25 protein-coding genes are annotated in these 23,486 nt (G+C 67.1%); 10 read left to right on the forward strand and 15 right to left on the reverse strand.

Annotated elements, in window-relative coordinates:
• Nucleotides 1–406, reverse strand: a 406-nt coding sequence (locus ACLBYD_RS15270) for an organic hydroperoxide resistance protein (protein WP_447817102.1), incomplete at its 3' end; no start/stop codon positions are given.
• Entirely contained in the window at nucleotides 403–867 is a 465-nt protein-coding gene (locus tag ACLBYD_RS15275) for a MarR family winged helix-turn-helix transcriptional regulator (RefSeq protein ID WP_006551726.1), read from the reverse strand. The genes ACLBYD_RS15275 and ACLBYD_RS15270, both read right to left, overlap by 4 nt.
• 150 nt (nucleotides 868–1,017) lie before the next feature.
• Here ACLBYD_RS15275 and ACLBYD_RS15280 point away from each other — a divergent pair, with 150 nt between their 5' ends.
• Nucleotides 1,018–3,447, forward strand: a complete 2,430-nt coding sequence (locus ACLBYD_RS15280; protein WP_447817103.1) for an ATP-dependent Clp protease ATP-binding subunit — start codon at nucleotides 1,018–1,020, stop codon at nucleotides 3,445–3,447.
• 64 nt (nucleotides 3,448–3,511) lie between these two features.
• Here the strand turns inward: ACLBYD_RS15280 and ACLBYD_RS15285 are convergent, their stop codons facing one another.
• Together ACLBYD_RS15285 and treS are read right to left on the reverse strand one after the other, a co-directional pair.
• Entirely contained in the window at nucleotides 3,512–4,846 is a 1,335-nt protein-coding gene (locus ACLBYD_RS15285) for a maltokinase N-terminal cap-like domain-containing protein (protein ID WP_447817138.1), read from the reverse strand.
• 56 nt (nucleotides 4,847–4,902) lie between these two features.
• Nucleotides 4,903–6,726, reverse strand: coding sequence for a maltose alpha-D-glucosyltransferase (gene treS / locus ACLBYD_RS15290; protein WP_060651952.1), 1,824 nt, complete (start codon nucleotides 6,724–6,726; stop codon nucleotides 4,903–4,905).
• Between the two features lie 125 nt (nucleotides 6,727–6,851).
• Between treS and ACLBYD_RS15295 the strand changes: the two genes are divergently transcribed.
• The gene (locus ACLBYD_RS15295; RefSeq protein WP_447817104.1) at nucleotides 6,852–8,036 is read left to right on the forward strand and encodes an acyl-CoA dehydrogenase family protein; all 1,185 of its coding nucleotides are present in this window, start codon (nucleotides 6,852–6,854) and stop codon (nucleotides 8,034–8,036) included.
• Between the two features lie 177 nt (nucleotides 8,037–8,213).
• Nucleotides 8,214–8,903 carry a GAF and ANTAR domain-containing protein gene (locus ACLBYD_RS15300; RefSeq protein ID WP_447817105.1) on the forward strand — a complete coding sequence of 230 codons (690 nt, stop codon included), beginning with the start codon at nucleotides 8,214–8,216 and terminating at the stop codon, nucleotides 8,901–8,903.
• Here the strand turns inward: ACLBYD_RS15300 and ACLBYD_RS15305 are convergent.
• Nucleotides 8,845–9,306 carry a PPOX class F420-dependent oxidoreductase gene (locus ACLBYD_RS15305; RefSeq protein ID WP_447817106.1) on the reverse strand — a complete coding sequence of 154 codons (462 nt, stop codon included), beginning with the start codon at nucleotides 9,304–9,306 and terminating at the stop codon, nucleotides 8,845–8,847. The two genes, ACLBYD_RS15300 and ACLBYD_RS15305, sit on opposite strands and share 59 nt — an antisense overlap.
• Nucleotides 9,307–9,329: 23 nt before the next feature.
• A complete protein-coding gene (locus tag ACLBYD_RS15310) occupies nucleotides 9,330–9,734 on the reverse strand; it encodes an SRPBCC family protein (RefSeq protein ID WP_447817107.1) in 405 nt (134 codons plus the stop codon).
• Between the two features lie 161 nt (nucleotides 9,735–9,895).
• Between ACLBYD_RS15310 and ACLBYD_RS15315 the strand changes: the two genes are divergently transcribed.
• From ACLBYD_RS15315 to ACLBYD_RS15325, 3 genes are all read left to right on the forward strand, one after another.
• A complete protein-coding gene (locus ACLBYD_RS15315) occupies nucleotides 9,896–10,507 on the forward strand; it encodes an acetate uptake transporter (RefSeq protein WP_120281516.1) in 612 nt (203 codons plus the stop codon).
• A 233-nt stretch (nucleotides 10,508–10,740) separates the two neighbouring features.
• A complete protein-coding gene (locus ACLBYD_RS15320; protein WP_447817108.1) occupies nucleotides 10,741–11,838 on the forward strand; it encodes a 3-deoxy-7-phosphoheptulonate synthase in 1,098 nt (365 codons plus the stop codon).
• Nucleotides 11,839–11,919: 81 nt separating this feature from the next.
• Complete coding sequence (locus tag ACLBYD_RS15325; protein ID WP_447817109.1) at nucleotides 11,920–12,804, forward strand: glycosyltransferase; 885 nt, start codon at nucleotides 11,920–11,922, stop codon at nucleotides 12,802–12,804.
• Between the two features lie 93 nt (nucleotides 12,805–12,897).
• Here the strand turns inward: ACLBYD_RS15325 and thpD are convergent, their stop codons facing one another.
• From thpD to ACLBYD_RS15340, 3 genes are all read right to left on the reverse strand, one after another.
• Entirely contained in the window at nucleotides 12,898–13,788 is an 891-nt protein-coding gene (thpD, locus tag ACLBYD_RS15330) for an ectoine hydroxylase (protein ID WP_447817110.1), read from the reverse strand.
• 192 nt (nucleotides 13,789–13,980) lie between these two features.
• Nucleotides 13,981–14,985, reverse strand: a complete 1,005-nt coding sequence (locus ACLBYD_RS15335) for an AraC family transcriptional regulator (RefSeq protein WP_447817111.1) — start codon at nucleotides 14,983–14,985, stop codon at nucleotides 13,981–13,983.
• The gene (locus ACLBYD_RS15340; RefSeq protein WP_447817112.1) at nucleotides 14,986–16,179 is read right to left on the reverse strand and encodes a pyridoxal phosphate-dependent aminotransferase; all 1,194 of its coding nucleotides are present in this window, start codon (nucleotides 16,177–16,179) and stop codon (nucleotides 14,986–14,988) included.
• 112 nt (nucleotides 16,180–16,291) lie between these two features.
• On the opposite strand from ACLBYD_RS15340, the gene ACLBYD_RS15345 reads away from it, so the two are divergent.
• Nucleotides 16,292–16,876 carry a carboxymuconolactone decarboxylase family protein gene (locus ACLBYD_RS15345; protein ID WP_447817113.1) on the forward strand — a complete coding sequence of 195 codons (585 nt, stop codon included), beginning with the start codon at nucleotides 16,292–16,294 and terminating at the stop codon, nucleotides 16,874–16,876.
• A 3-nt stretch (nucleotides 16,877–16,879) separates the two neighbouring features.
• Here ACLBYD_RS15345 and ACLBYD_RS15350 read toward each other — a convergent pair whose 3' ends face one another.
• On the reverse strand, nucleotides 16,880–17,806 hold the full coding sequence (locus ACLBYD_RS15350) for a sigma-70 family RNA polymerase sigma factor (protein WP_447817114.1): 927 nt from the start codon (nucleotides 17,804–17,806) through the stop codon (nucleotides 16,880–16,882).
• Nucleotides 17,807–17,908: 102 nt separating this feature from the next.
• On the opposite strand from ACLBYD_RS15350, the gene ACLBYD_RS15355 reads away from it, so the two are divergent.
• Nucleotides 17,909–18,550: a GyrI-like domain-containing protein gene (locus ACLBYD_RS15355; protein ID WP_447817115.1), complete on the forward strand. Its 642-nt coding sequence runs from the start codon at nucleotides 17,909–17,911 to the stop codon at nucleotides 18,548–18,550.
• Nucleotides 18,550–19,044, forward strand: coding sequence for an NUDIX hydrolase (locus ACLBYD_RS15360; protein WP_447817116.1), 495 nt, complete (start codon nucleotides 18,550–18,552; stop codon nucleotides 19,042–19,044). Before ACLBYD_RS15355 ends, ACLBYD_RS15360 begins: the two co-directional genes overlap by 1 nt.
• Here the strand turns inward: ACLBYD_RS15360 and ACLBYD_RS15365 are convergent.
• Nucleotides 19,026–19,628 (reverse strand): TetR/AcrR family transcriptional regulator, encoded by a 603-nt coding sequence (locus ACLBYD_RS15365; RefSeq protein ID WP_081314495.1) that lies wholly within the window; start codon nucleotides 19,626–19,628, stop codon nucleotides 19,026–19,028. The genes ACLBYD_RS15360 and ACLBYD_RS15365 overlap by 19 nt on opposite strands.
• Nucleotides 19,629–19,917: 289 nt before the next feature.
• Between ACLBYD_RS15365 and ACLBYD_RS15370 the strand changes: the two genes are divergently transcribed.
• Entirely contained in the window at nucleotides 19,918–21,144 is a 1,227-nt protein-coding gene (locus ACLBYD_RS15370; RefSeq protein WP_447817117.1) for an oxygenase MpaB family protein, read from the forward strand.
• A 60-nt stretch (nucleotides 21,145–21,204) separates the two neighbouring features.
• Here the strand turns inward: ACLBYD_RS15370 and ACLBYD_RS15375 are convergent, their stop codons facing one another.
• The 4 genes from ACLBYD_RS15375 to ACLBYD_RS15390 are packed head-to-tail and all read right to left on the reverse strand — an operon-like array spanning nucleotide 21,205 to nucleotide 23,372.
• Entirely contained in the window at nucleotides 21,205–21,618 is a 414-nt protein-coding gene (locus ACLBYD_RS15375) for a DUF302 domain-containing protein (protein ID WP_447817118.1), read from the reverse strand.
• A gap of 29 nt (nucleotides 21,619–21,647) precedes the next feature.
• Nucleotides 21,648–21,917 (reverse strand): metal-sensitive transcriptional regulator, encoded by a 270-nt coding sequence (locus ACLBYD_RS15380; protein WP_024103066.1) that lies wholly within the window; start codon nucleotides 21,915–21,917, stop codon nucleotides 21,648–21,650.
• A 58-nt stretch (nucleotides 21,918–21,975) separates the two neighbouring features.
• Nucleotides 21,976–22,743, reverse strand: coding sequence for a sulfite exporter TauE/SafE family protein (locus ACLBYD_RS15385; RefSeq protein WP_447817119.1), 768 nt, complete (start codon nucleotides 22,741–22,743; stop codon nucleotides 21,976–21,978).
• Nucleotides 22,740–23,372 (reverse strand): rhodanese-like domain-containing protein, encoded by a 633-nt coding sequence (locus tag ACLBYD_RS15390; RefSeq protein WP_447817120.1) that lies wholly within the window; start codon nucleotides 23,370–23,372, stop codon nucleotides 22,740–22,742. The genes ACLBYD_RS15385 and ACLBYD_RS15390 overlap by 4 nt, the downstream gene beginning before the upstream one ends.
• Nucleotides 23,373–23,486: the final 114 nt, after the last annotated feature.

Below are 23,486 nucleotides of genomic sequence, written 5' to 3' on the forward strand. Positions count from 1 at the left end.
CGAGGGTGACGTCGATGTTGCCGCGGGTGGCGTTGGAGTACGGGCACACCTGGTGAGCCTTCTCGGTGAGCTCGAGCGCCTGCTCGCGGGGGAGGTTCGGCAGAGTCACCTCGAGGGTGACGGCGAGACCGAATCCGCCGCCGTCGGTCGGGCCGATGCCGACGCGGGCGCCGACCGCGGAGTCGCTGACGTCCGCCTTCTCCTGTCGGGCGATCATCTGCAGTGCCGAGTGGAAGCACGCGGCGTATCCGGCGGCGAAGAGCTGTTCGGGGTTGGTGCCCTTGCCGCTGCCGCCCATCTCGGTGGGGATGGACAGGTCGACGTCGAGCTTGCCGTCGCTGGTGCGGGCGTGGCCGTCGCGGCCTGCTCCGGTGGCGAGTGCTTCGGCGGTGTAGATGATGTTCACGATGTCCTGCCTTTCTTCGAGAGTGCGCCGGGTGCTTCCTGCAACGCGGCGGTCAGGCGGTGGAGCGTCTCGCGCAGCGCGACCAGTTCGTCGACGTCGAACCGGCTGTCTCGCGTCACGCAGCCGGGGATGTCCGTGGCCTCTGTCCGGAGTGCATCTCCCGCTTCGGTGAGGTGGACGACGACACGACGTTCGTCGGTCTGCTGCCGGCGTCGTTCGACGTATCCGGCGGCCTCGAGCCGTTTGAGCAGGGGGGACAGTGTGCCTGTGTCGAGATCGAGCGAGTCGCACAGATCCTGCACGCCTCGCGCATCGCGTTCCCACAGCGCCAGGAGCACCAGGTACTGCGGGTAGGTGATGCCCAGCCGATCGAGATGTGGCCGATATGCGGCCGTGATGGTGCGGGAGGCGCGGTAGAGCGCGAAGCACACCTGCTGGTCGAGTTCGAGTGGAGACGGCACGGGAATGAATGTAGCCCCCCGTTTTGTTGTGCACAACATTAATGGCCACAACTCGATACGTGTTCCGGATCACTTCCATGTGGGAATTGAGAGCACTTTGGGCACGTTAGTTGAGTGAGAATGGCTCAAGTTCGACAGAAAGGCTTCGGAATGCCGGCATTCTTCGGGCCTGGTGGCCCCGGCCGAATCGACATCACACGTTTCATGAGCCGCGGTACCCAGGACCTCCTCGCCCACGCAGCGCGCTACGCCACCGACCGTGGTGACGCGGAACTCGACGTGCTGCACCTCCTCCGCGCGATGGCGGAGCAGGATCCCTCCCGCACGGTCATGACACGCGCCGGAGCCGACCCCGCCGACGTCGCTGCCGCCGTCGACCAGCGGCTGCCGCAGAGCCGCCCCGGTGAGGCCGTCTCCGCACCCGCACTGACCGGTGCCGTGAAGACCGCACTCCTCGAAGCGCACCAGCTCTCGCGTGCGCTCGGCTCCACCTACATCGACCCCGAGCACCTGTTCTTCACGCTCGCGGCCGACCAGACCCGCGCTCCCGGACGCCTGCTGGCGTCGCTGGGCGTGACCCCGCAGTCGTTGCAGACCGCGCTGCAGCCCACCCCCGCAGCTCCCGTCGCGGAGGAGACCCCGACGCCGACGCTCGACAAGTTCGGCGTCGACCTCACCGAGCGGGCCCGCGGCGGCGGCATCGACCCCGTCATCGGCCGTGCCGACGAGATCGAGCAGACGATCGAGATCCTCGCCCGACGCACCAAGAACAACCCGGTGCTCGTCGGTGAGGCCGGCGTCGGCAAGACCGCCATCGTCGAAGGGCTCGCCCAGCGCATCGTCGACGGCGACATCCCGGACATCCTGCAGGACAAGCGGATCGTCCAGCTCGACCTGACGGCGATGGTCGCCGGAACCCGCTACCGGGGCGACTTCGAGGAACGCCTCACCGCGGCGCTCGACGAGATCACCGCCCAGCAGGGCAAGCTCATCGTCTTCATCGACGAGATCCACACCGTCGTCGGCGCGGGCGCCGGCAACGAGGGCGCGATGGACGCGGCGAACATCCTCAAGCCGAAGCTCGCCCGAGGTGAACTGCACGTCGTCGGTGCGACCACCCTCGACGAGTACCGCAAGCACATCGAGAAGGATCCTGCGCTCGAACGTCGTTTCCAGCCGGTCACGGTCGACGAGCCCGCCCGCGACGACGCCGTCGCGATCCTGAAGGGTCTCGCCGATCGGTACGCCGAGTTCCACAAGGTCCGGTACACCGACGAAGCGCTCGAAGCGGCCGTCGACCTGTCGATGCGGTACCTGCCCGACCGGCACCTGCCGGACAAGGCGATCGACCTCGTCGACCAGGCCGGTGCACGACTGCGCCTGCGGGTGCCGCGCACCGACGTGACCGAACTGCGTTCGCGGCTGGACGAACTCGAAGCCGAGAAGGATCGCGCGGTCGAGGCCGAACAGTACGAGGAGGCCTCGCGCATCCGCGACGAGATCCTTCGTATCCAGGCGCGGATCGATGGTGGCGATGGTGAGGGCGACGGCGAGGGAACTCCCACCGTCGACCCCGAGCTGATCGCCGAGATCGTCTCGCGGGCCACCGGGGTCCCCGCCTCGCAGATGACCCGTGCCGAGAAGGAGAGGCTGCGCACTCTCGAGGACGAGCTGCACAAGCGCGTCGTCGGGCAGGACGAGGCCGTCCACGCCGTGGCACGCGCCGTGCGGCGCAGCCGCTCCGGCATGAGCGACCCGCGTCGTCCGGTGGGCAGCTTCCTGTTCCTCGGTCCCACCGGCGTCGGCAAGACCGAGCTCGCGAAGGCCCTCGCCGAGGTCCTCTTCGGCGACGAACGCACCATGCTGCGCATCGACATGAGCGAGTTCGGCGAACGCCACACCGTGAGCCGTCTCGTCGGTGCCCCTCCCGGTTACGTCGGTTACGGCGAGGCCGGGCAGCTCACCGAACAGGTGCGTCGCCACCCCTACTCGGTGGTGCTGCTCGACGAGATCGAGAAGGCGCATCCGGACGTGTTCAACACGCTGCTGCAGGTCCTCGACGACGGTCGCCTCACCGACGGTGAGGGACGCACGGTGGACTTCACCAACACCGTCGTCATCATGACCAGCAACCTCGGTTCGGACATCATCTCGAGCCGCGGAGGCGCGCTCGGCTTCACCACCGGTGACGCCGAGGCGGCCGAGAAGCCGCTGCGCGACCGGGTCATGGGACGGCTGCGCGAATCGATGCGGCCGGAGTTCCTCAACCGCATCGACGAGATCGTGATGTTCCGCAAGCTCGACGACGACCAGCTGCACCGGATCACCGAGCTGCTGCTCGACGACAGCCGGAAGCGGCTGCAGAGCAAGGGGATCGACCTCGAGTTCACCGCCGACGCGGTGGCGTGGATCGCCCGCAACGGTCACCAGCCCGAGTTCGGTGCCCGTCCGTTGCGCCGCTCGATCTCCCGGGTGGTCGACGACCGCATCGCCGACATGCTGCTCGACGACGCGCTCGCCGAGGGCAACCGGGTCACGGCGGACGTCGTCGAGGACGAACTGCTGCTCCAGGTGAGCTGACCCGCACGACGAGGAAGGGGAGAGATGCCACGGCATCTCTCCCCTTCCCGCGTTCGGGCGGTGGTCAGCGGGCGGTGAGACGACGGATCGCCTCGAGCGGCAGATGCAGCCACGAGGGACGGTGCCGTGCCTCGTAGACCACCTCGTAGACCGCCTTGTCGAGCTCGTAACCGCGCAGCAGGACGTCGGAGTCCCGCGGATCCGTGCCCGAGGCAGCTGCGTAGCCGTCGCAGAAGGCGGCACAGTTGCGTTCGGCCCACTCCCGGGCCCGGAACTCCCGCTGCGACTCCACCGCCGTGCCCTGTTCGGATTCACGGATCGAGTGGTGCGCGGCATAGTCGAACGACCGCAGCATTCCCGCCACGTCCCGGAACGGACTGTCGGGCTTGCGGCGCTCCTCGAGCGACTTCGCGGGTTCGCCCTCGAAGTCGATGAGCAACCAGCGCTCGGGGGTACGCAGCACCTGCCCGAGATGCAGGTCGCCGTGGATGCGGTGCACCGGAACCTGACCCAGCGCCGCAACCTCATCGAACCGGGCCCGGACCGCGTCGGTGAGTTCGGCGAGCTCGGGGACCTCGGCCGCCGCACCCTCGAGCCGGCGGATCATGCCCTCGGCCAGTTCGGCGGCGGCGCGCTCGTCGGTGCCGAGCGCGGAGCCGAGATGGGCGTGCACATCCGCCACGGCCGCACCGATGCGATGGGATTCCCCGGCGAAGTCGGTGCCCACCTCGTCGGCGCGCAGGTCTCCTTCGAGGAGCAGGTCCCGGACACTGCCGAGCGCCATCGACCAGCCGTCGGCCGAGTTCGCCGCGAAGTCCTGCACCATCGCCAGCGTGGTGCGGACCCCGTCGACCTCCGCTTCGATCCACGCCCGGATCGGGGCGATCGACCGACATCCGTCCTCGCCGAGCGCGAGCGGCAGCTCGACGTCCGGATTGATGCCGAGCGTGAGCCGACGGAACATCTTGAGCAGCAACTTCTCTCCGAGGACCACGGAGGTGTTGGACTGCTCCGCGCTCAGCGCACGCCCACGCAGGCCCGGTTCGATGACCGCACCCGGAACGGTGTGGAGATCCACCGGGCCGGCGGGGGCGCCGCTCGCCAGATTGCGCGAATACCGGTCGAGGATCTCCTGATCGCGGAGGCCGTCGTAGACGTGCAGGCCGTGGTCGTGGGAGTCGTCGGGGCCGACCACGCTCCACGACTGCAGTTCCTCGGGGAGATGGGAACGGAAACCGAGGGGCACCTGATAGATCTGGTCCGCGGTCGAGTCGAACGAGACCTTCACGATCAGATGGTCGGCCCCGAAACCGGACTCCTCCACGAGCGGATGACGCAGGACGACACCGATCCCGGTGATGGTGTGGCCCTTGGCCGCGAACCATCGCTGGTGCGGCATCCATTCGCGCAGATCCTCGACGAGCCGTTCGTCCGGGTAGAGCTCGTTGTTGGTCGTCACGGCTGCACCGCCGCTTCCGCTTCGCTGCTCACCGGGTGTTCGCCCGGTCCCTCCTTCGACGGATCGGGTTGCAGCGCGAACCAGAAGAATCCGTGACCGGGCAGGGTGATCATGTAACCCTCCTCCGTGATCGTCGGGAACGGGACGGACCCGGTCAGCTCCACCGGGATCCACCCGGCGAAGCGCGACAGATCGAGGACGACCGCCTGCGGATAGCGCGACAGGTTGTTCACGCACAGGATGACGTCGCTGTAGTTGCGTTCCGGGCCGGGCGACATCTCGCGCAGATAGGACAGGATCGCGGGATTCGCGCTGCCGAGTTCGGTGAACGAGGCCTTACCGAAGGCCGGATGCTGCTTGCGGACCTGGATCATCCGCCGCGTCCAGTGCAACAGCGAGTTCGTCGAGTTCATCTGCGATTCGACGTTCACCGCCTGGTACCCGTAGGTGGGATCCATGATCACCGGCAGGTACAGCCGGCCCGGGTCGGCGCGGGAGAAGCCCGCGTTGCGGTCGGGGGTCCACTGCATCGGGGTCCGCACCGCGTCGCGGTCGCCGAGCCAGATGTTGTCGCCCATGCCGATCTCGTCGCCGTAGTACAGGACGGGGGATCCGGGCAGGCTCAGCAACAGAGCGGTGAAGAGCTCGAGCTGGTTGCGGTCGTTCTCCAGCAACGGCGCCAGACGACGGCGGATGCCGATGTTCGCGCGCATCCGCGGGTCGGTGACGTACTCGGCGTACATGTAATCGCGTTCCTCGTCCGTCACCATCTCGAGGGTCAGCTCGTCATGGTTGCGGAGGAAGATGCCCCACTGGGCGGTCTTCGGGATCGGCGGGGTCTGGGCGAGGATCTCCGAGATCGGGAAACGGTTCTGCCGCCGCACCGCCATGAAGATGCGCGGCATCAGCGGGAAGTGGAAGGCCATGTGGCACTCGTCGCCGATCTCGGGTTCGCCGAAGTACTCGACGACGTCGGTGGGCCACTGGTTCGCCTCCGCCAGCATCACCCGGCCGGGATATTCGGCATCCATCACCGCACGGCACTTCTTGAGGAAGGCGTGCGTCTCGGGGAGGTTCTCGCAGTTGGTCCCCTCACGCTCGAACAGATAGGGGACCGCGTCGAGGCGGAACCCGTCGATGCCGAGATCGAGCCAGAACCGCAGGACGTCGAGCATCGCGTCCTGTACTTCGGGGTTGTCGTAGTTCAGGTCGGGCTGGTGCGAGAAGAACCGGTGCCAGTAGTACTGCTTGCGCACCGGATCCCACGTCCAGTTGGACGTCTCGGTGTCGACGAAGATGATGCGGGCTTCCTGGTATCGGTCGTCGACATCCGACCACACGTAGAAGTCGCCGTACGGCCCGTCGGGGTCGCTCCGCGATTCCTGGAACCACGCGTGCGTGTCGGACGTGTGGTTCATGACGAGGTCGGTGATGACGCGGATACCGCGTTTGTGCGCCTCGTCGAGGAAGATGACGAAGTCCTCGACCGTGCCGAATTCCGGTAGCACCGCCCGGAAGTCGCGGATGTCGTAACCGCCGTCGCGGAGCGGTGAATCGTAGAAGGGCGGCAGCCAGATGCAGTCGGCGCCGAGCCACGCGATGTAGTCGAGTTTCTCGGTCAGCCCCCGCAGGTCGCCGGTGCCGTCGTTGTTCGAGTCGTTGAAAGCGCGGGCGAGGACCTCGTAGAACACCGCGGTCTTGAACCAGTCCGGGTCGACGGGCAGGCTGCGCGCATGGGCGAAGTCCTCCGCCCGGCTCTCGACGAGATGACCGTCTTCGGTGTGTTCGTATTCGGGTACTCGGTCGGACGGATCCGGCATGGCACCTCCGTGCTCGTCGCGTCGCAGGATGGACTCGCCCCAGAATGCCCCGGCGGACGGATTTCCACACCCGGACCGGACGGAACGCTATGTGAGTGCACGTGTGCGCCGATAGATTGGCGGGCATGACTGCGAACCGGCCCGAAGGGCGGGTAGCCGAGCTGTGCACCCGCATGCGTTCGTTCATCGACGACGAGGTGATTCCTCTCGAACCCGTCCTGAGCCGCCACGACGACAAGGCCGCCGAGGTGCTCGCCGGGCTGAAGGCCAGGGCGAAGGAACTCGGGCTGTGGGCTCTGGGGCATCCCGAGGAGATGGGCGGGGGCGGGGTTCCCTTCCTCGACTTCGTCTACCTCAACGAGATCATCGGCCGCTCCGAGTACGGTCAGCTCGCGGTGGGATCGGTGTCCATGCAGGACGCCCTGATGATCCAGCGTCACGGCACCGTCGAACAACGCGAGCGCTGGATCCCCGGGCTCGTCTCCGGCGACATCCTGCCCTCCGTCGGCATGACCGAGCCGGAAGTGGCCGGATCCGACCCCGTGCTCGTGCAGACCACCGCCCGGCTCGAGAACGGCGAATGGGTGATCGACGGGCACAAATGGTTCACCACCGGCGCCGCGCAGGCCGGCTACTGCACGGTCTTCGCCCGGACCGAACCCGAGTCGACGCCGCTGCACCGCAGCATCAGCGCGATCATCGTGCCCATCGACACCCCCGGACTCGAGATCGTGCGGGCGATCCCCACGATGGGGCACGACCCGAGCGATCACTACGAGGTGCGGTACGCCGGTGTGCGGGTTCCCGAGGAGAACGTGCTCGGTGAACGCGGCAACGGCTTCGTCGTCGCGCAGGACCGGCTCGGGCCGGGACGGATCTTCCACTGCATGCGGTGGCTCGGCCAGGCCCAACGGGCCTTCGAACTCATGTGTGCGCGCGCCAACTCCCGCTTCGCCCACGGATCGCTGCTCGCCGAGAAGGGCGAGATCCAGCGCTACATCGCCGAATCCGCCGCCGACATCCAGGCCGCCCGTCTGATGACGCTGGACGCCGCGCGGGTGATGGATGCGGGGGAGGACGCCCGGGTCCGGATCGGACTCATCAAGTTCCGCGGCGCGCAGATGCTGCACGATGTCGTCGACCGTGCGATCCAGGTGCACGGGGCGCTCGGTCTCACCGCCGACACGCCGCTCGAGGGGATGTACCGGCGGGCGCGCTACGCCCGTATCTACGACGGTCCCGACGAAGTGCACCGGATGTCCACGGCACGGCGGATGCTGCGCGACGCGGAACGCGTGCCGTGGCGGTAGACCGCCGGCCGCTCGTGACCGGTACGACCGGCTCTTCGCACTAGGGTCTTTCGGCACGGCGGGAGGCCGATGCAAGTATGTGGCGTGGCATCGGGGGAGGTCGGCAACAGGGAGCGGTCGAGCGGCGCACGGCCCGAAGGGCGATGGCGTTGTTCGATCGACGAGGTGGCGCGCAGGATGCGCGCCGAATCCGCATGTCTCGACGACACCCTGCGCCTGATCACCTCGGCGGCCGTCGATCTGGTCCCGGGTGCCGAGCAGGCCGGCATCGCGGTGCGTACGTCCGGCCTGCGCTTCGAATCCCGCGCCGCGACCGGGCCGCTGCCGAGCGTGGTCGACGCACTGCAGCGGGAAGCGGGTGATGGTCCCTGCGTGGAGTCGATGCGGGAGCGGAGTACGGTTCTCGTCACCGATATGCGACGTGAGAGTCGTTGGCCCGCAGTCTCTTCCGAATCCTCGACTGCCGGTGTCGGATCGACGCTGGTGCTGTGCCTGTACACCGACGAGGTCCACGGAGCGCTGCACGTACACAGTTCTCGTGCGGAAGCGTTCGACGAGCACAGCATCGATGTGGGCACGAGCCTGGCGACCCACGCGGCGATCGCGCTGGTCGCCTCCCGTCAGGAGGAACAGTTGCGCGACGCACTCGCGTCCCGCGATGTCATCGGGCAGGCGAAGGGCATGCTCATGGAACGCTTCGCGGTGGGTGCCGACGATGCGTTCGTCCTGCTCCGGAAGTTGTCCCAGGAACGCAACGTGCCCCTGCGACGGATCGCGGGGCACGTGGTCGACGCGGGCGGTGAGGTATCTACGCCAGTTCGGGTGGGAAGCCTCCCGTGGCCACCGGGCTCCAGCGGGTCGGGGTGATCCGGATCAGCGACTTGCCCTGATCGCGCATGGCCTGCCGGTACTCGTCCCAGTCCGAATGTTCCCCGGCGATGTTGCGGAAGTACTCGACGAACGGTTCGACGTCGTCGTGGGCATCGATCACCTCCGCGGTTCCGTCGACCTGCACCCACGCGTCGTTCCAGTCGTCGGACAGCACGACGACACCGACCTCGGGCCGGCTGCGGGCGTTGCGGGTCTTGGCGCGCCGGGGATAGGTCGTGATCACGATGCGTCCGCGGTCGTCGACGCCGCCGGTGACGGGGGAGGCCTGCGGTGTGCCGTCGTCGCGTTGCGTCATGAGGATCATTCGGTGCCGGGGCCGGACGAAGTCCAGCAGTTCCTGCAGGCCGACTGCGGTGTTGGTGGCGATCTTGCGGGCCATTCACGTTCTCCTGTTCCGAAGGGTCACGACTCGAGGAGCGCCGCGAGTCGCGCGAGGTCCTCTTCCACCATGCGCGTGTCGCGGTCGAACTCGTCGTCGGTCAGTTCGATCTGCCGGACGGTGAAGACGACTTCGGCACCGTCCGGATGGGGGAGTACCCGCATCGGGTTGTGCACCGTCGTCCCCGACGGCAGTGTCACCTCGTGGTCGAGCACCCCGTAGTCGTTGGCGCCGACGAACCGCACGGTGACCTCGCCCATCGGGGACTCCGCGACGAGGGTGTCGCCCACTCGCCGCACCTCGCTTTGCGCCAGACCGGCCGCCCACTTCGGCAGGTTGTCGGGATCCGCGGCGAACTCGTAGACCCGGCGCGGTGGGCATCGGACGACCCGAGTGACATGGCGGCTGCGGACGACGTGCGTGCTCATGCTCGCCACATTAGAAGTTCGGGAGGTCGATCGCCGCCGGAAATCGGCTTCCCGTTTGCTGCACGCACACCGGTTCCCGAGGCGCACACTGGAAGTGTTCGAATCATCCGAAGGAGCCCGGGAGCCTGCGCCGGGTTCTTCTCCTCCGAAGGAGCCGGCGGATGTCGTACACCGAAGACGACCCCAACGAAATCGCGGTCCCCGTTCACAGAGGCGCCCACATCGCCGACCCCGGACCTCTGGGTCTGGCGGCCTTCGCCCTCACGACGTTCATCCTGTCCTGCGCCAACGCCGGGTTCATCTCGGTGGAGGCGGAAGCCGCCGTCTTCGGGGTGGCGTTGTTCTACGGCGGTCTCACACAGCTCGCCGCCGGAATGTGGGAGTTCCTGAAGGGCAACGTCTTCGGGGCGACGGCGTTCAGCTCGTACGGGGCGTTCTGGCTGAGCTTCTGGTACCTGGTCACCTACACCGCCGAGGAGATGGGTGCCGAGCGGCACGTCGGGGTGGGCATCTTCCTGCTGGCCTGGACCATCTTCACCGTCTACATGTGGTTCGCCAGTACCCGGATCAGCGCGGCTCTCTTCGTCACCTTCTCGGTGCTCCTCGCCGCCTTCGTCTTCCTCACCCTCGGAGCGCTGCTGGAGCAGACCGGTCTGACGAGGGTCGGTGGCTATTTCGGGCTCGCCGCTGCCGCCGGCGCCTGGTACACCTCCGCTGCCGGGGTGCTGAGCACGACCTTCGGGCGTGTCGTCCTGCCCACGGGCCCACGCTGACGAGGCACCTCTTCGTTCCCGCGCGGGGGCGGTTTGACAGGCGCATCGGCCGTGCTGGTACAGTCCGGAGCTATGCAGCGTGCATATTTCTGGTTTAGCAGGCCGGCCCGGGGTGGGTCGGTCGGCGTGACCGCGCGCTGACTTCTTCACCTACGAGCCGGATCCAGACCGGCTCGTCGGAATCTCAGGTTCTCTCGGGTCGGAATCCGAACCACCGAGAACAGGAACCATCGATGAGCCCCAGCACCGGAACCGCGACCACCGGAATCTCCACGTCGAATCTCGACGAACAGCGCACCGTCAAGGTCAGCCCCCTCGTCGCACCCTCCGAGATCCGTGCCGAGTACGCGCCCGACGCCGTCGTCGCAGCGACCGTCCGTTCGGGTCGCGCCGGCACCGTCGACATCCTCGACGGAGCCGACGACCGCCTCGTCGTCGTGGTCGGCCCCTGCTCCGTGCACGACCCCGCCGCCGCGATGGACTACGCGCGCCGTCTGGCCGCCAAGGCCGAGGAACTGCGCGACGACCTGCACGTCGTGATGCGTGTGTACTTCGAGAAGCCGCGCACCACGCTCGGGTGGAAGGGCCTGCTCAACGACCCGCACCTCGACGGCACCTTCGACATCAACACCGGCCTGCGCATCGGCCGCAAGCTGCTGCTCGACGTCTCCGGTCTCGGCCTGCCCGTCGGCTGCGAGTTCCTCGATCCGATCCTTCCGCAGTACTACGCCGACCTGGTCACCTACGGAGCCATCGGCGCCCGCACCGCCGCGAGTCAGGTCCACCGCCAGCTGTGCAGCGCGCTGTCCATGCCCGTCGGCATCAAGAACTCCACCGAAGGTGACGTGCAGGTCGCGGTCGACGGCACCCGTGCCGCAGCGGCCAGCCACGTCTTCCCCGGCACCGACCTCGACGGTCAGGCCGCGCTCATCGAGACCGTCGGCAACCCGGACTGCCACGTCATCCTGCGCGGTGGCAGCGCGGGACCGAACTACGACGCCGAGACCGTGGCCGACACGATGGCCCGCCTGCGCAAGGCCGGTCTGCCCGAGCGTGTCGTCATCGACGCGAGCCACGGCAACAGCCGCAAGGACCACAACAAGCAGGTCGACGTCGTCACCGATGTCGCCGAGCGCATCGAGGCCGGCGAGAAGGGCATCGTCGGACTGATGCTCGAGAGCTTCATCGAGGCGGGACGTCAGGACCTGACCCTCGGCGAGGCCGACAAGCTCGACTACGGCAGGTCGATCACCGACGCGTGCATCGACTGGGACACCACCGCCGCGCAGCTCGACCGCCTCGCACAGGCCGTGCGCACCCGTCGCGGCTGAACCGTCTGCGGCGCGAAGGGCCGGCGGAGTCGTCAGCGATGACGAACCGCCGGCCCTCGTCGGTCCGGTAGCGTCGTTTCCATGGCTACGAACAGGTTGTCGATCGTCGTGCCGGCCCACAACGAGGAGCGTTACATCGCGCAATGCCTCGCGGCGCTGCTCGCCCAGAAGTCGGAGATTCACGAAATCCTGGTCGTGGACAACAATTCGACCGATCGCACGGCGCAGATCATCGAAGCCATCGCCGCCGGCGAGCCCCTCGTGCGACGGATCGTCGAGCCACGACCGGGTGTCGCATTCGCGCGTAATGCCGGATTCGATGCGGCCACAGGAGATCTCATCGGACGGATCGATGCGGACACGCGGGTTCGTCCCGGCTGGGCGCGCACCGTCCGCAGTTTCTTCGCCCGCGACGACACCGCCGAGGTGGGAGCGATCAGCGGACTCAGCAACTCCTACGATTCCCCCTACCGCAGGCTCAAACAGTGGTACATCGACAAACGGGTCGCGCAAGGAGCATTCGGCGGGGAACGGCGGATCGACAATCTGCACGGCGCGAACATGGCACTGCGACGGTCCGCGTGGGAACGCGTCCGCGACGCCGTCAGTACCGACCCGAAGATCCACGAGGACATCGACCTCGCACTGTGTCTCCGCGAAGCGGACATCGAGATCGCCCAGCTCACCGAACTGTTCGTCGACGTGTCACCGCGCCGCGCCTACACCCCGCCGAGCGAGTACGCGGCCTACATCCGATCGGGCATCGACACTTTCGAACTGCACGGCAGACTCACGCCACAGATCCGCAAACTCGTTCGCCTGCAGTCGCGTCTCCACGTGATCGCGTATGCGGCATACCGGCCCTACGATCGCGAGCTGGGCAGGTTCACCCTCCGGCGGGCGATCTTCGGCTCGCGCGGACGCGCCATGCCGATCGACATGCAGGAGCGCACGACATCTCCGTGAGATACGCGCCCTGTCCGCGGCGCTCCGACAACGGCGGCCGGGACGCCGCAGGGCGTCCCGGCCACAACCGTGGGAGTGCTCACCTCATGTCTGTCACTTCAGGGGCGTGAAGTCGCGGCTGCCCAGATAGGACGGACGCGGCTTCGACGCGGCGAACGGTTCGACGAGCGTGTTCTCGACGCTGTTGAACACCACGAACAGGTTCGAACGCGGGAACGGCGTGATGTTCCCGTTCGAACCGTGCATGCAGTTCGAATCGAAGACCGTCGCCGAACCTGCCGGACCGGTGAACGTCGCGATGCCGTGCTCGGCCCCCAACCGGGTGAGGGTGTCCTCGTCGGGCGAACCCGTCGGCGGAACATGGGTGACCAGGGACTCGCGGTAGTAGTCCTCGGGCGTCTCACCCGCGCACGAGACGTACGTCCTGTGCGAACCCGGCATGATCATCAAACCGCCGTTGTAGCCGTAGTTCTCGGTCAGAGCGATCGAGATGCTCAGGGCGCGCGGCTTGGGCATACCGTCCTCGGCGTGCCACGTCTCGAAGTCCGAATGCCAGTAGAACGGGCCCCCGCGGAAGCCGGGCTTGACGTTGAGCCGCGACTGGTGGACGTACACATCGGATCCCAGCAGTTGCCGTGCGATACCGACGATCTCGGGCCTGCGGATGATGGAGTCCACGAGATCGCTGAGCCGGTGCACGTCGAAGACCGAGCGGACATCGCCGCTGCCCTGTTCACGGACCACACGGTCGTCGTCGCCGAGCTCCCGGCCGAGTCGTGCGGTCTCCTCCAGAAGGTTCCCCACATCATGTGCGGCGAGAAGCCCTTCGGCGGTGTGGAACCCGCGGCGGTCGTATTCGACCACGGCCTCGGCGTCGAGCGGCCCGCCGGCAGCCGAACCCCAGACGACGGGATCCTTCCTCTCGACGGACTCGCAGGCGGTGCGACCGCGGGTCGGATAGTCGTCGCGAACGATCGTGCGCATAGCTCGTAGATCACCCTCTCGAAAGTCGATGACGGTTCGCTTCCGACGTTCCCACTGAAAATGCAGGAATGCAAGCCCGGCCCCGGCATGTCCGCGTGCCGGCTCCTCGCCCAAAACTCCTGGTCGAATCGAGTTTCGTTCCGGAACCGGCCGGGTATCCGGCGGCGTCGCGACGGTCGGCAGCCGGGAGCGTCAGCGGTGTTCTCGGTATGCGCGAGGGGTGTTTCCGGTCCACCTCTTGAACGCACGGCGGAAGGCGCTCGGCTCGGAGAAACCGAGCCGGGACGACAGATCGTCGACCGCTTCACCGCGTCTCAGGCCCGCGATCGCGAGGTCGCGGAGGACCTCCTCGCGCAACTGCCCCAGCGACGTGCCCTCCTGGCGGAGCAGGCGTCGCAGATGGGGAGGGCTCACCGCGAGCCTGCCGGCGATGTCCTCGGCGGTCGCCGTCCGGCCTTCGATGCCCGATTCGAAGATCCGCCGCACCTGGGACGACACCGTCGACTCGTACTCACGTTCGGAGAGAATGAGATTCGGAGAATCCCGCAGGTACTCCTCGAGTGATTCCTCGGTCTGCACGAGTGGCGACTTCAGTGCAGCATTGTCGATCTCGAGCGCGGCCCGTCCCGCACCGAAGGTCACCGGCACGCCGAAGATCGCGTCGTAACTGCGGGCCAGGACGGGATCGGGTTCGGTGTACGGCAGGAACACCGATTCGAGGGGGACACGCCCACCCACCAGCCACGCGGCGAAGCGGTGCAGCAGCATGAGAAGGAAATCCACCACCACGCGGGTCTTGTCGTCCACGACCTCCGGCAGTTCCACGTCCAGGAAGGTGGTGGACGCACCCGGGGTCAGGCTCAACTGCGGCAGGGACCGGATGACATGGTTCACCTCGATCATCCGTTGCAGAGCGTGATCGAGATCGGGTCGGTGGATGAGGGTCAGGCACATAACCCGGAAGGTGCCGCGGGGCACGGGAGCCGCTGCGATGCCGAAGAGTTCGTCGTCGGTGATCTGCCAGACCACCTGCGTGAAACGACTGACCTGGGCGGGCGTGAGCCGGGCATGGGGATGGGTGAGCACCGCGCGGCTGATGCGTGCTGCCTCGAGGGCCGGTTGCAGATCGATGCCCTCCTCGGCTCCCACCTGTACCGCTCGCGACACGAAGTCCGACGGGATGGTCGGTCGCAACATCTAGCGCGCCTCCTGCAATCCGTTCAGACGTGCCACCGCTTCGGTGAGCACCTCGTTCCGTTTGCAGAACGCGAAGCGCACCAGATGGTTCCACGACGCGGTGTCGTCCACGAAGACGCTCACCGGTACCGCGGCCACCCCGATGCGGCCCGGAAGTTCCCGGCAGAAGGCCACCGCGTCGGTCCGGCCGAGGGGTGTCAGATCGGCGCACACGAAATACGTTCCGGCGGAGTCGGACACCTTCAATCCTGCCTCGGAGAGTGCGTGGGACAGGAACGTTCGCTTGCGTTCGAGGTCGGCGCGCATCGACGCGATCCATTCCTGTTCGTGCGTCAACGCATGTGCGACCGCCGGTTGGAAGGGCGCCCCACCGACGAACGTCATGAACTGTTTCGCGGCGCGCACCCCGTCGATCAGCTCGCGCGGGCCCATCGCCCACCCGATCTTCCATCCGGTGACGTTGAAGGTCTTGGCGGCGCTCGAGACCGTGATCGTCCGTTCGGCCATGCCGGGCAACGATGCGAGCGGGATGTGCGTACGGCCGTCGAAGACCAGATGCTCGTACACCTCGTCGGACAGCACCAGCAGGTCGCGTTCGCAGGCGAGCTCGGCCAGGGCGGTCAGCGCTTCACGGTCGTAGACGGTGCCGGTGGGATTGTGCGGGCTGTTGACGACCAGCATCCGTGTCCGGTCGGTGACGGCGGCGCGCAGGGCGTCGACGTCGAGCACGAAACCGTTCCCGGAACGGGTCAGCGGCACGGTCCGTCGCGTCGCGCCGGCGAGCGCCACCGAGGCCGCGTACGAGTCGTAGTACGGCTCCGTGAGGAGCACCTCCTCTCCGGGTTCGACGAGCCCGAGGATGGCGGCGCTGATCGCTTCGGTGGCACCGACGGTGACGAGCACCTCGGACTCGGGGTCGTGGTGCAGGCCGTACCGTGCGGCGCGGTCGGCGGCGACGGCCTCGCGCAGGACCGGCATGCCGGACCCGGGCGGGTACTGGTTGACCCCCTCGGCGATGGCGCGGCGGGCGATCTCGAGCATGGCGGGCGGGCCGTCGACGTCGGGAAATCCCTGCCCGAGGTTGATCGCGCCGTGCCGGACGGCGAGTTCGGTCATCTCGGCGAAGATCGTCGAGGCGAACGGTCGTAACCGGGAGACCGTACGAACTCGTCCCGAAGTCGTCGAATCAGCCATTCCTGCAGCGTAGCGCCCGCGGTGTCACATCCGTGCGGCCTGCCTCGTCTCCATGATGTAGGCCACCTCGAACCGGCGGAGTATCCGTCGGTCGCACCGGAAGGACACCGTCATGGCACGACTCGAAGCCGTCGCTCCCGACCGCACCGGTCCGATGACCCGTGCGATGTATGCGCTCGCCCGCCGCAGGTTCGGTTCGGTCCCCGAACCCTTCGCGGTGGCCGCGCACCATCCGCGGTTGATGCGTACGAGCGGAGTCCACGAGATGCTCGCCCAACGCGCCTCCACCGTCCTGCCCGCCGCGGTCCGGGAGATCGCGGTCTACCGCGTGGCGTGGACAGTCGGATGCTCGTGGTGCATCGACTTCGGGACGATGCTGCAGCGACTGGACGGACTCGACACCGAACGACTCGCCCATATCGCCGAGTACGAGACCTCCGATCTCTACAGCGACGACGAGAAGGCTGCGATCGCCTACGCCGATGCGATGACCGGCGACGTGGCGAAGGAGGTCACCGATGAACAGGTCGCCGACCTCGAGCGTCGTTTCGGGCCGGCGGGCGTCGTCGAACTCACCTATCAGATCGCGCTCGAGAACATGCGTGCGCGCATGAACTCGGCGCTGGGCATCCACGATCAGGGATTCAGCACGGACGCCTGCCGGGTGCCGTGGGCCGACGAAGCCGAGAACACATGACGCCTAGTCGAAGATGCTGTCGGGCAAGAGCACTCCGCGTCCGAGCTTCTCGGGGTTCGCGATGTCGTAGGCCGCCCAGATCCGTCCGTCCCGCACGGTCCACGCCGTCACGCGCGGAGGAAAGCCCGGCCGACCGTTCTCGGCCGGGCGACCGCGGTTCAACAGACCCAGCTCGCCGTTGACGAGGACCGGTTCGAAGGCCGTCAATGCCTCGGCGCCGTAGAGCCGCAGCAGTCCGAGGATGAACCGAGCGACCTTCTCGGCGCCGACCACGATGTTCAGCGCCGTGCGCGTCGTGCCGCCGGCGTCCCCGATCATGCGGGCGTCGGGATGGAGCGCGGCGACGACGGCGTCGAGGTCGGCGCTCGCGAACGCCGCGACGAGTCGCCCGACGGCCTCCTCGTGTTCGGCCGGTGAACTCGGCGGTGGAACGGCCGAGACCGTACGGCGGGCGCGGGAGGCCAGCTGGCGGGCGGTCGGGGTGGCGACGCCGAGGATGCGGGCGATGTCGTCGAACGGGATGTCGAACGCGTCGTGGAGCACGAACGCCACGCGCTGTGCCGGCGTCAGGCTGTCGAGGACGACGAGCGCGGCCAGGCGGTTGTCCTCGTCGCGCACGATCTCGTCGAGCGGGTCCGGGGGAGCGGGGGAGCCGAGGGGCGCCACGACGGGTTCGGGCAGCCACTGGCCCACGTAGGTCTCGCGGCGCACCGCGGCCGAGCGCAGTCTGTCGAGGCACAACCGTCCTACGACCGTCGTCAGCCAGGCACGCAGGTCGCGCACCTCGGAGACATCCGCGCCCACGAGCCGCAGCCATGCGTCCTGCACGGCGTCCTCGGCGTCGGCGATGCTGCCGGTGAGGCGGTACGCCACCGACAGCAGGTGGGTGCGGTTCTCCTCGAATGTCTTCTGGGTGCTCTCGTCGAGCATGGGGACGATGCTAGACGCGATCGGCTGCGGGGCGAAGGGGTGTCGATCGCCCGTACGGATGCCGTCGGGCGCCTATTCTCGTCCTCGAACGGAAGGGGCGCCGTGGACAAATACGACATCAAGCGTGAGCACCGCGAGCTGTACTCGTGCTCGGCCGAGGATTTCGCCGAGGTGCACGCTCCCGAGTTCGGCTACCTCGCCGTGGACGGCAAGGGTGATCCGAACGGTTCCGAGGAGTACGCCGATGCCGTCGAGGCCCTCTACTCGGTGGCGTACACCCTGAAGTTCACCTCCAAGAAGGAACTCGGGCGGGATTTCGCCGTCGGACCTCTCGAAGGTCTGTGGTGGAGCGAGGACATGACCAACTTCCTCACGCGGGACAAGGACTCCTGGTCGTGGCGCATGCTCATCGCGCAACCGCCCTGGATCACCGACGACATGATGAACGACGCGATCGAGACGGCGGGCGACAAGGCCCGGGCGAAGAAGAAGCCGCTCCCGTCCCTGCCGCGTGTGCGGCCGTTCCGGCTGACGGAGGGCTGGGCGCTGCAGATCCTGCACGTCGGGCCGTACGACGACGAAGGCCCCGTCCTGCAGCGCCTGCACACGCAGGTGATGCCCGAACGAGGGGTGACGTTCGCCGGCGACCACCACGAGATCTATCTGTCCGACCCTCGCCGCACGGCCCCCGAGAAGCTGAAAACCATTCTGCGTCAACCTGTCGCAGGCATACAGGAGCAATGATGGCCGTCACCAGCGCAGGTCTGATGTTCTACCGCGTCGACGACACCGGTCTGCTCAGCGTGTGGCTCGTCCACCCCGGCGGCCCGTTCTGGAAGGGGAAGGACGAAGCGGCCTGGTCGGTGCCGAAGGGGGAGTACGGCCCGGAGGAGGACCCCCGGGAGGTCGCCCTGCGCGAGTTCACCGAGGAGTGCGGGATCGAACCGCCGGACGTGCCGCTGTCGTTGCTCGGTCGCTACCGGCAGTCGTCCGGCAAGATCGTCAGCATCTACGCGGGGGAGACGACGGACGAGCTGGAATTCGTCGAGAGCAACACGTGCGAGGTCGAATGGCCGCCGAAGTCCGGTAAGCGGATCACGATCCCGGAGGTCGACGATGCGCGCTGGATCGTCGCGGCGGATGCCGAGACGAAACTGCACAAGGGGCAGCGGCCGGTGCTGAAAGCACTGCGTACGCGATTGGACGAAGAAGGCCGGTACTACCGCGTCGAGCCGTAGTCCGGCAGCACCATCGGAACGAGGAACTGCCGGGCGATCGAGGCGAGCGCCTCGTCGTCGTCGATGTCGACGACCTGGCTCGGTGTGGTGAGGAACGACGCCGAGATGCGGACGAGCATCTCGGCCACGAGGTCGGTGTTCAGATCGGCGGCGACCGTTCCGGCGCGTTGTTCACGCTGCAACTGCCCCGCGACGAAACGGCGGACGGCGGCGAGCATCGTTCCGTCGTCGCCCCCGATCGCACCGGCGAACAGTACCGGTTCGGTCTCGAGCAGATTGCCGATCAGCCTGTTCGTGCGGATGACACGCAGCGCGCTGACGAATCCGAGGACCACCCGGTCCGCCACGGTGTCGGCCTGGGCGATGTCCTCGAGGAAACGCAGGAAGTAGCGGCGGAACTCGCGCAGGATGACCTCGTCGACGAGGGCGTCCTTCGATTCGAACTTGCGGTACAAGGTTATTCGCGACAGCTTCGCGCGGCGGGCGATCTCCTCCATCGAGGAGCGTTGGATGCCGGTGCGGCAGAACTGTTCGTAGGCGGCATCGAGCAGGCGCACGCGCGTCTCGTCGATCTCGGTACCCATGACGGATTCGTCCGGAAGGAGAAGCGCGCCCTGAAAAGCACGTTCCAGCAACGACGCCGATTCGGCAGGAGGCGGTGGGGAGGCGGGTGGGACCGCTCGGGAAATCGGCGACGCAGAATCCACATGTCCTCCTCGAAGTGCAGAGTTTACCGTTCCGGTCCTGTCGCCGACCATCCCGAGCAGTGACATTTCACGATTCATTGTGACCCGAGCCACGGTGTGGTTCCATGTTACAGAGAAACCCCGAATGTTTCATTGCTACATCCACGAGTCGTAGGGGAGCGACAGTATGGATAATCCGAGCAGACGCGACGTTCTGAAAACCGGTGGCCTCCTCGGCGCACTGGGGGCGTTCGCGCTGGCGACACCGGCCCAGGCCCGGCCCTGGAGATGGTCGCCGGCAGGATCGATACCGGGTACGGGGAGCGGTGCCGATCCACGACAGGTGTGGGACACCGAGGCCGACCCGCTCGTCGCCTCGTTGCTCGAGCGCGGCGATGTACCGAGGGTCAACGAGCTGCTGCGCACCTGGAAGAAGAACTCCCAGCCGTTGCCCGAAGGGCTTCCGAACGACCTGCGCGATTTCATGGAACACGCTCGGCAGCTTCCGTCCTGGGCCGATCCGGCGAAACTCGAGACGGCCGTTCGGTTCAACGAGAAGCGCGGGCTGTACCTCGGTGTCCTGTACGGATTCGTGAGCGGGATGATGAGTACGGTCATCCCGAAGGAAGCGCTGGCCGTCTACTACTCCAAGGGCGGCGCCAACATGAAGGGCCGCATCTCGAAGACGGCGAAACTGGGTTACGACATCGGTTCTCGCAACGCATATCTCGACGACGGCGAAATGATCGTCACGTCGGTGAAGACCAGGCTCGTCCATGCCGCGGTGCGTCATCTGCTCCCGCAGTCCGCGCACTGGGCCAACATGGCACCCGAGGACGTGCCGATCAGTCAGCACGACATGATGGTCACCTGGCACAGCCTGCCCACCAGCGTGATGCGCACCCTCGAGCAGTGGAAGGTTCCCATCCCGGAGTCGGAGGCCACGGCCTTCCTGCACTCGTGGCAGGTCAGCGCGCACATGCTCGGCATCGAGGACCAGTACATCCCGGCCACCTGGAACGACGCCGAATCCCAGGCGCAGGAGGTGCTCGATCCGATCCTGGCGCCCACACCCGAGGGTGTGAAACTCGCCGACATGCTGCTCGATCTCGGTAAGGGTCTCGACTTCACGCTCCTGACCCGCCCGATCCTCGGGGCGCTCACCCGGTTCGCGCTCGGCAACGAGATCGCCGACTGGCTCAACATTCCATGCGAACCCGTCTGGGGCACACTGCTCGACGTCGCGTGGGGTCCGTTCATCGCGGTACGCGAAGGGCTGTTGCCGCTCCCGCTGGCGCCGGATGCCTACTGGACGTTCGACGAACTGCTGCGCCAGTTCGTCCTGCTGTACATGGCGGAACTGCGCCCGATCAGCATCGAGATCCCAGAATTTAACAACCCGAATTACCCGTGACCCGTTGACATCTGCGGAGGCCGGCACGCGCTCGACGTGTCGACCTCCGCAGCGCGTCTGTCAGTCCTCTGTCGCCGCCGCCTTCAACGAATCGATGGCGGCCTGCAGGGCGGTGGTGGCGTCATCGGCCACATCCGCGAGTCCCGGACTGTCCGCGACCTGCACCATCATCTGCGGGTTCATCGCGTCGACCACCACGGTGCCGGGGTCCTCGGGGTCGGTGCGGACAACGACGTTGCAGGGAAGCAGGAGCCCGATCTGCCGATCGACCGTCACCGCACGGTGGGCGAGCGGCGGATTGCACGCACCGAGGATCACGTAATCCTCCATGTCCTCACCGAGTTTCGCTTTCAGGGTGGCCTTCATGTCGATTTCGGTGAGAACGCCGAACCCTTGCTCGGACAGTGCCTTACGGGTGCGTTCGACCGCATCGTCGAACGACGTGCGCAGGGTGGCCGTCAGTGCGAGTGCCATGAATTTCTGCCTTCCTCTCGAAGCGCCGGTCAGGCCAGGGCGAGGAAAAGCTTCTCGAGCTCGGCCTCGGTCATCGGCTCCTTGCCCTCCTCGGCGTTGCCGCTCATGCATTCCTTCAGGCCGGTTGCCACGATCTTGAATCCGGCGCGGTCCAACGCGCGCGACACGGCTGCGAGCTGCGTGACGACGTCCTTGCAGTCGCGGCCCTGTTCGATCATCGAGATCACTCCGGCGAGCTGACCCTGGGCTCTGCGCAACCGGTTGAGTACCAGTGCGATGCTGTCTTCGTCGCCGACCATGGAAATGTCCTTTCGTAGACCTGCCGCCAGTGTACCCCCGGGGGTATTTTACGGGCTATTATCGCAGGAAGACGGCATCGATGAGCACGTAGGTAGCCACCGCGAACACCAGGAACGCGAACCAGCGTTGTAGTCGACCCGTGTCGACGCGGGAACCGAACCGGCTCGAGGCCAGCGAGCCGACGATCGCCGTCCCTGCGAAGGCGGCCGTGATCGACCAGTCGATGCTCGTACCGCTCAGGTGCGAGACGAGCCCGGAAGCCGAGTTGGCGACGATGACCACCAGCGAGGTGCCCACCGCGACCGGCATCGTCACGCCGAGAAGCAGGACCAGGGCCGGGATGATGAGGAATCCGCCGCCGACACCGAACAGGCCGGTGAGGAAACCCACTGCCAGGCCTGCCGACGCCGAGCGTGGAACGCATCGACGCCAGTTGATCCCGGAACCGCCCGTCGAGCACGCGCTCCCGGTGTTCCCACGCTCGGCGAGCATCCGCGCTCCCGCCACCACCATCACCACCGCGAATCCGACGAGCAGTACGCGCTCCGGGAGCAACCGTCCCACCGCACTGCCGACGAAGGTGGCGGGCAGTCCGGTGAGAGCGAAGATGCCCGCCAGCCGCCACTGGACCTGACGGGCCCGCACCTTCGGCAGTGCACCTACCGCCGAAGCTGCGCCGACGACGATCAACGAGATCGGGATGGCCTCCTCGATGCTCAACCCCATGCCGAAGACCAGTGCCGGCACCGCGAGAATCGAGCCGCCACCGCCGAGCAGGCCCAGCAGTACGCCGATCGCGGCACCGAAACCGAGTGCGAGTGTCATGGTCGTCTCCACGTCGGGCGCACTCGCTCCCGGTAGTCGGATGGAGCCGGTTGCTTCGATGCGATCAGTTGCGCGACGACGGTCTGCGGGTCGCACGTGGCGCTGCGGTTGTACGGAAGCTTGGCGAGCAGCAGGCCCATTGCGCACGTGTTCGACAGTGCCGCGAAAGCCAGCCCGCCACCGATTCCCGCCGCGAGCCACTTCAGTCTCGGGGCGGCGACGCTGCCGAGAATCGACGACAGCACGAGCGAACCGGCGACCAGCCGGACCTGGCGTTCGAGATCCCACCGTTCGAAACCGCGGTTGACGGGGAGATCGGCTGATTCCCACGCCAGAATGCCGCCGTCGAGGATGCGGATGTGGGAAAGGCCGGCTGCACGCAAGGTCTGCTCGGCCTGCCCTGCGCGCTGTCCGGATCTGCATACCAGCACGATGCCCTCGTCGAGATGTGCGCAGAATTCGTCGCGGTGCTCCCGCAGCAGGTCGAGCGGCACGTTGTAGGAGCCGGGGATGTGCACCGACTCGAACTCGCCCGGTGTACGGACGTCGACGATGCGCACGTGGCCGGCGGCATTCATCGATTCGTGCAGGGTGTTCGGGTCGATGGTGGTCGTCGAGGACTCGGTCATGGGTGCCTTTCGGTGAGGAGGGGAGACGGGAACGGTCGCTGCGCGAAGGGCCGTGCCTCCATCTGGATACCCCCGGGGGTACTTGACATACCCTAGGGGGTATCTGGCAGGCTT

The sequence above is a fragment of the Rhodococcus sp. C26F genome, from assembly GCF_053345925.1.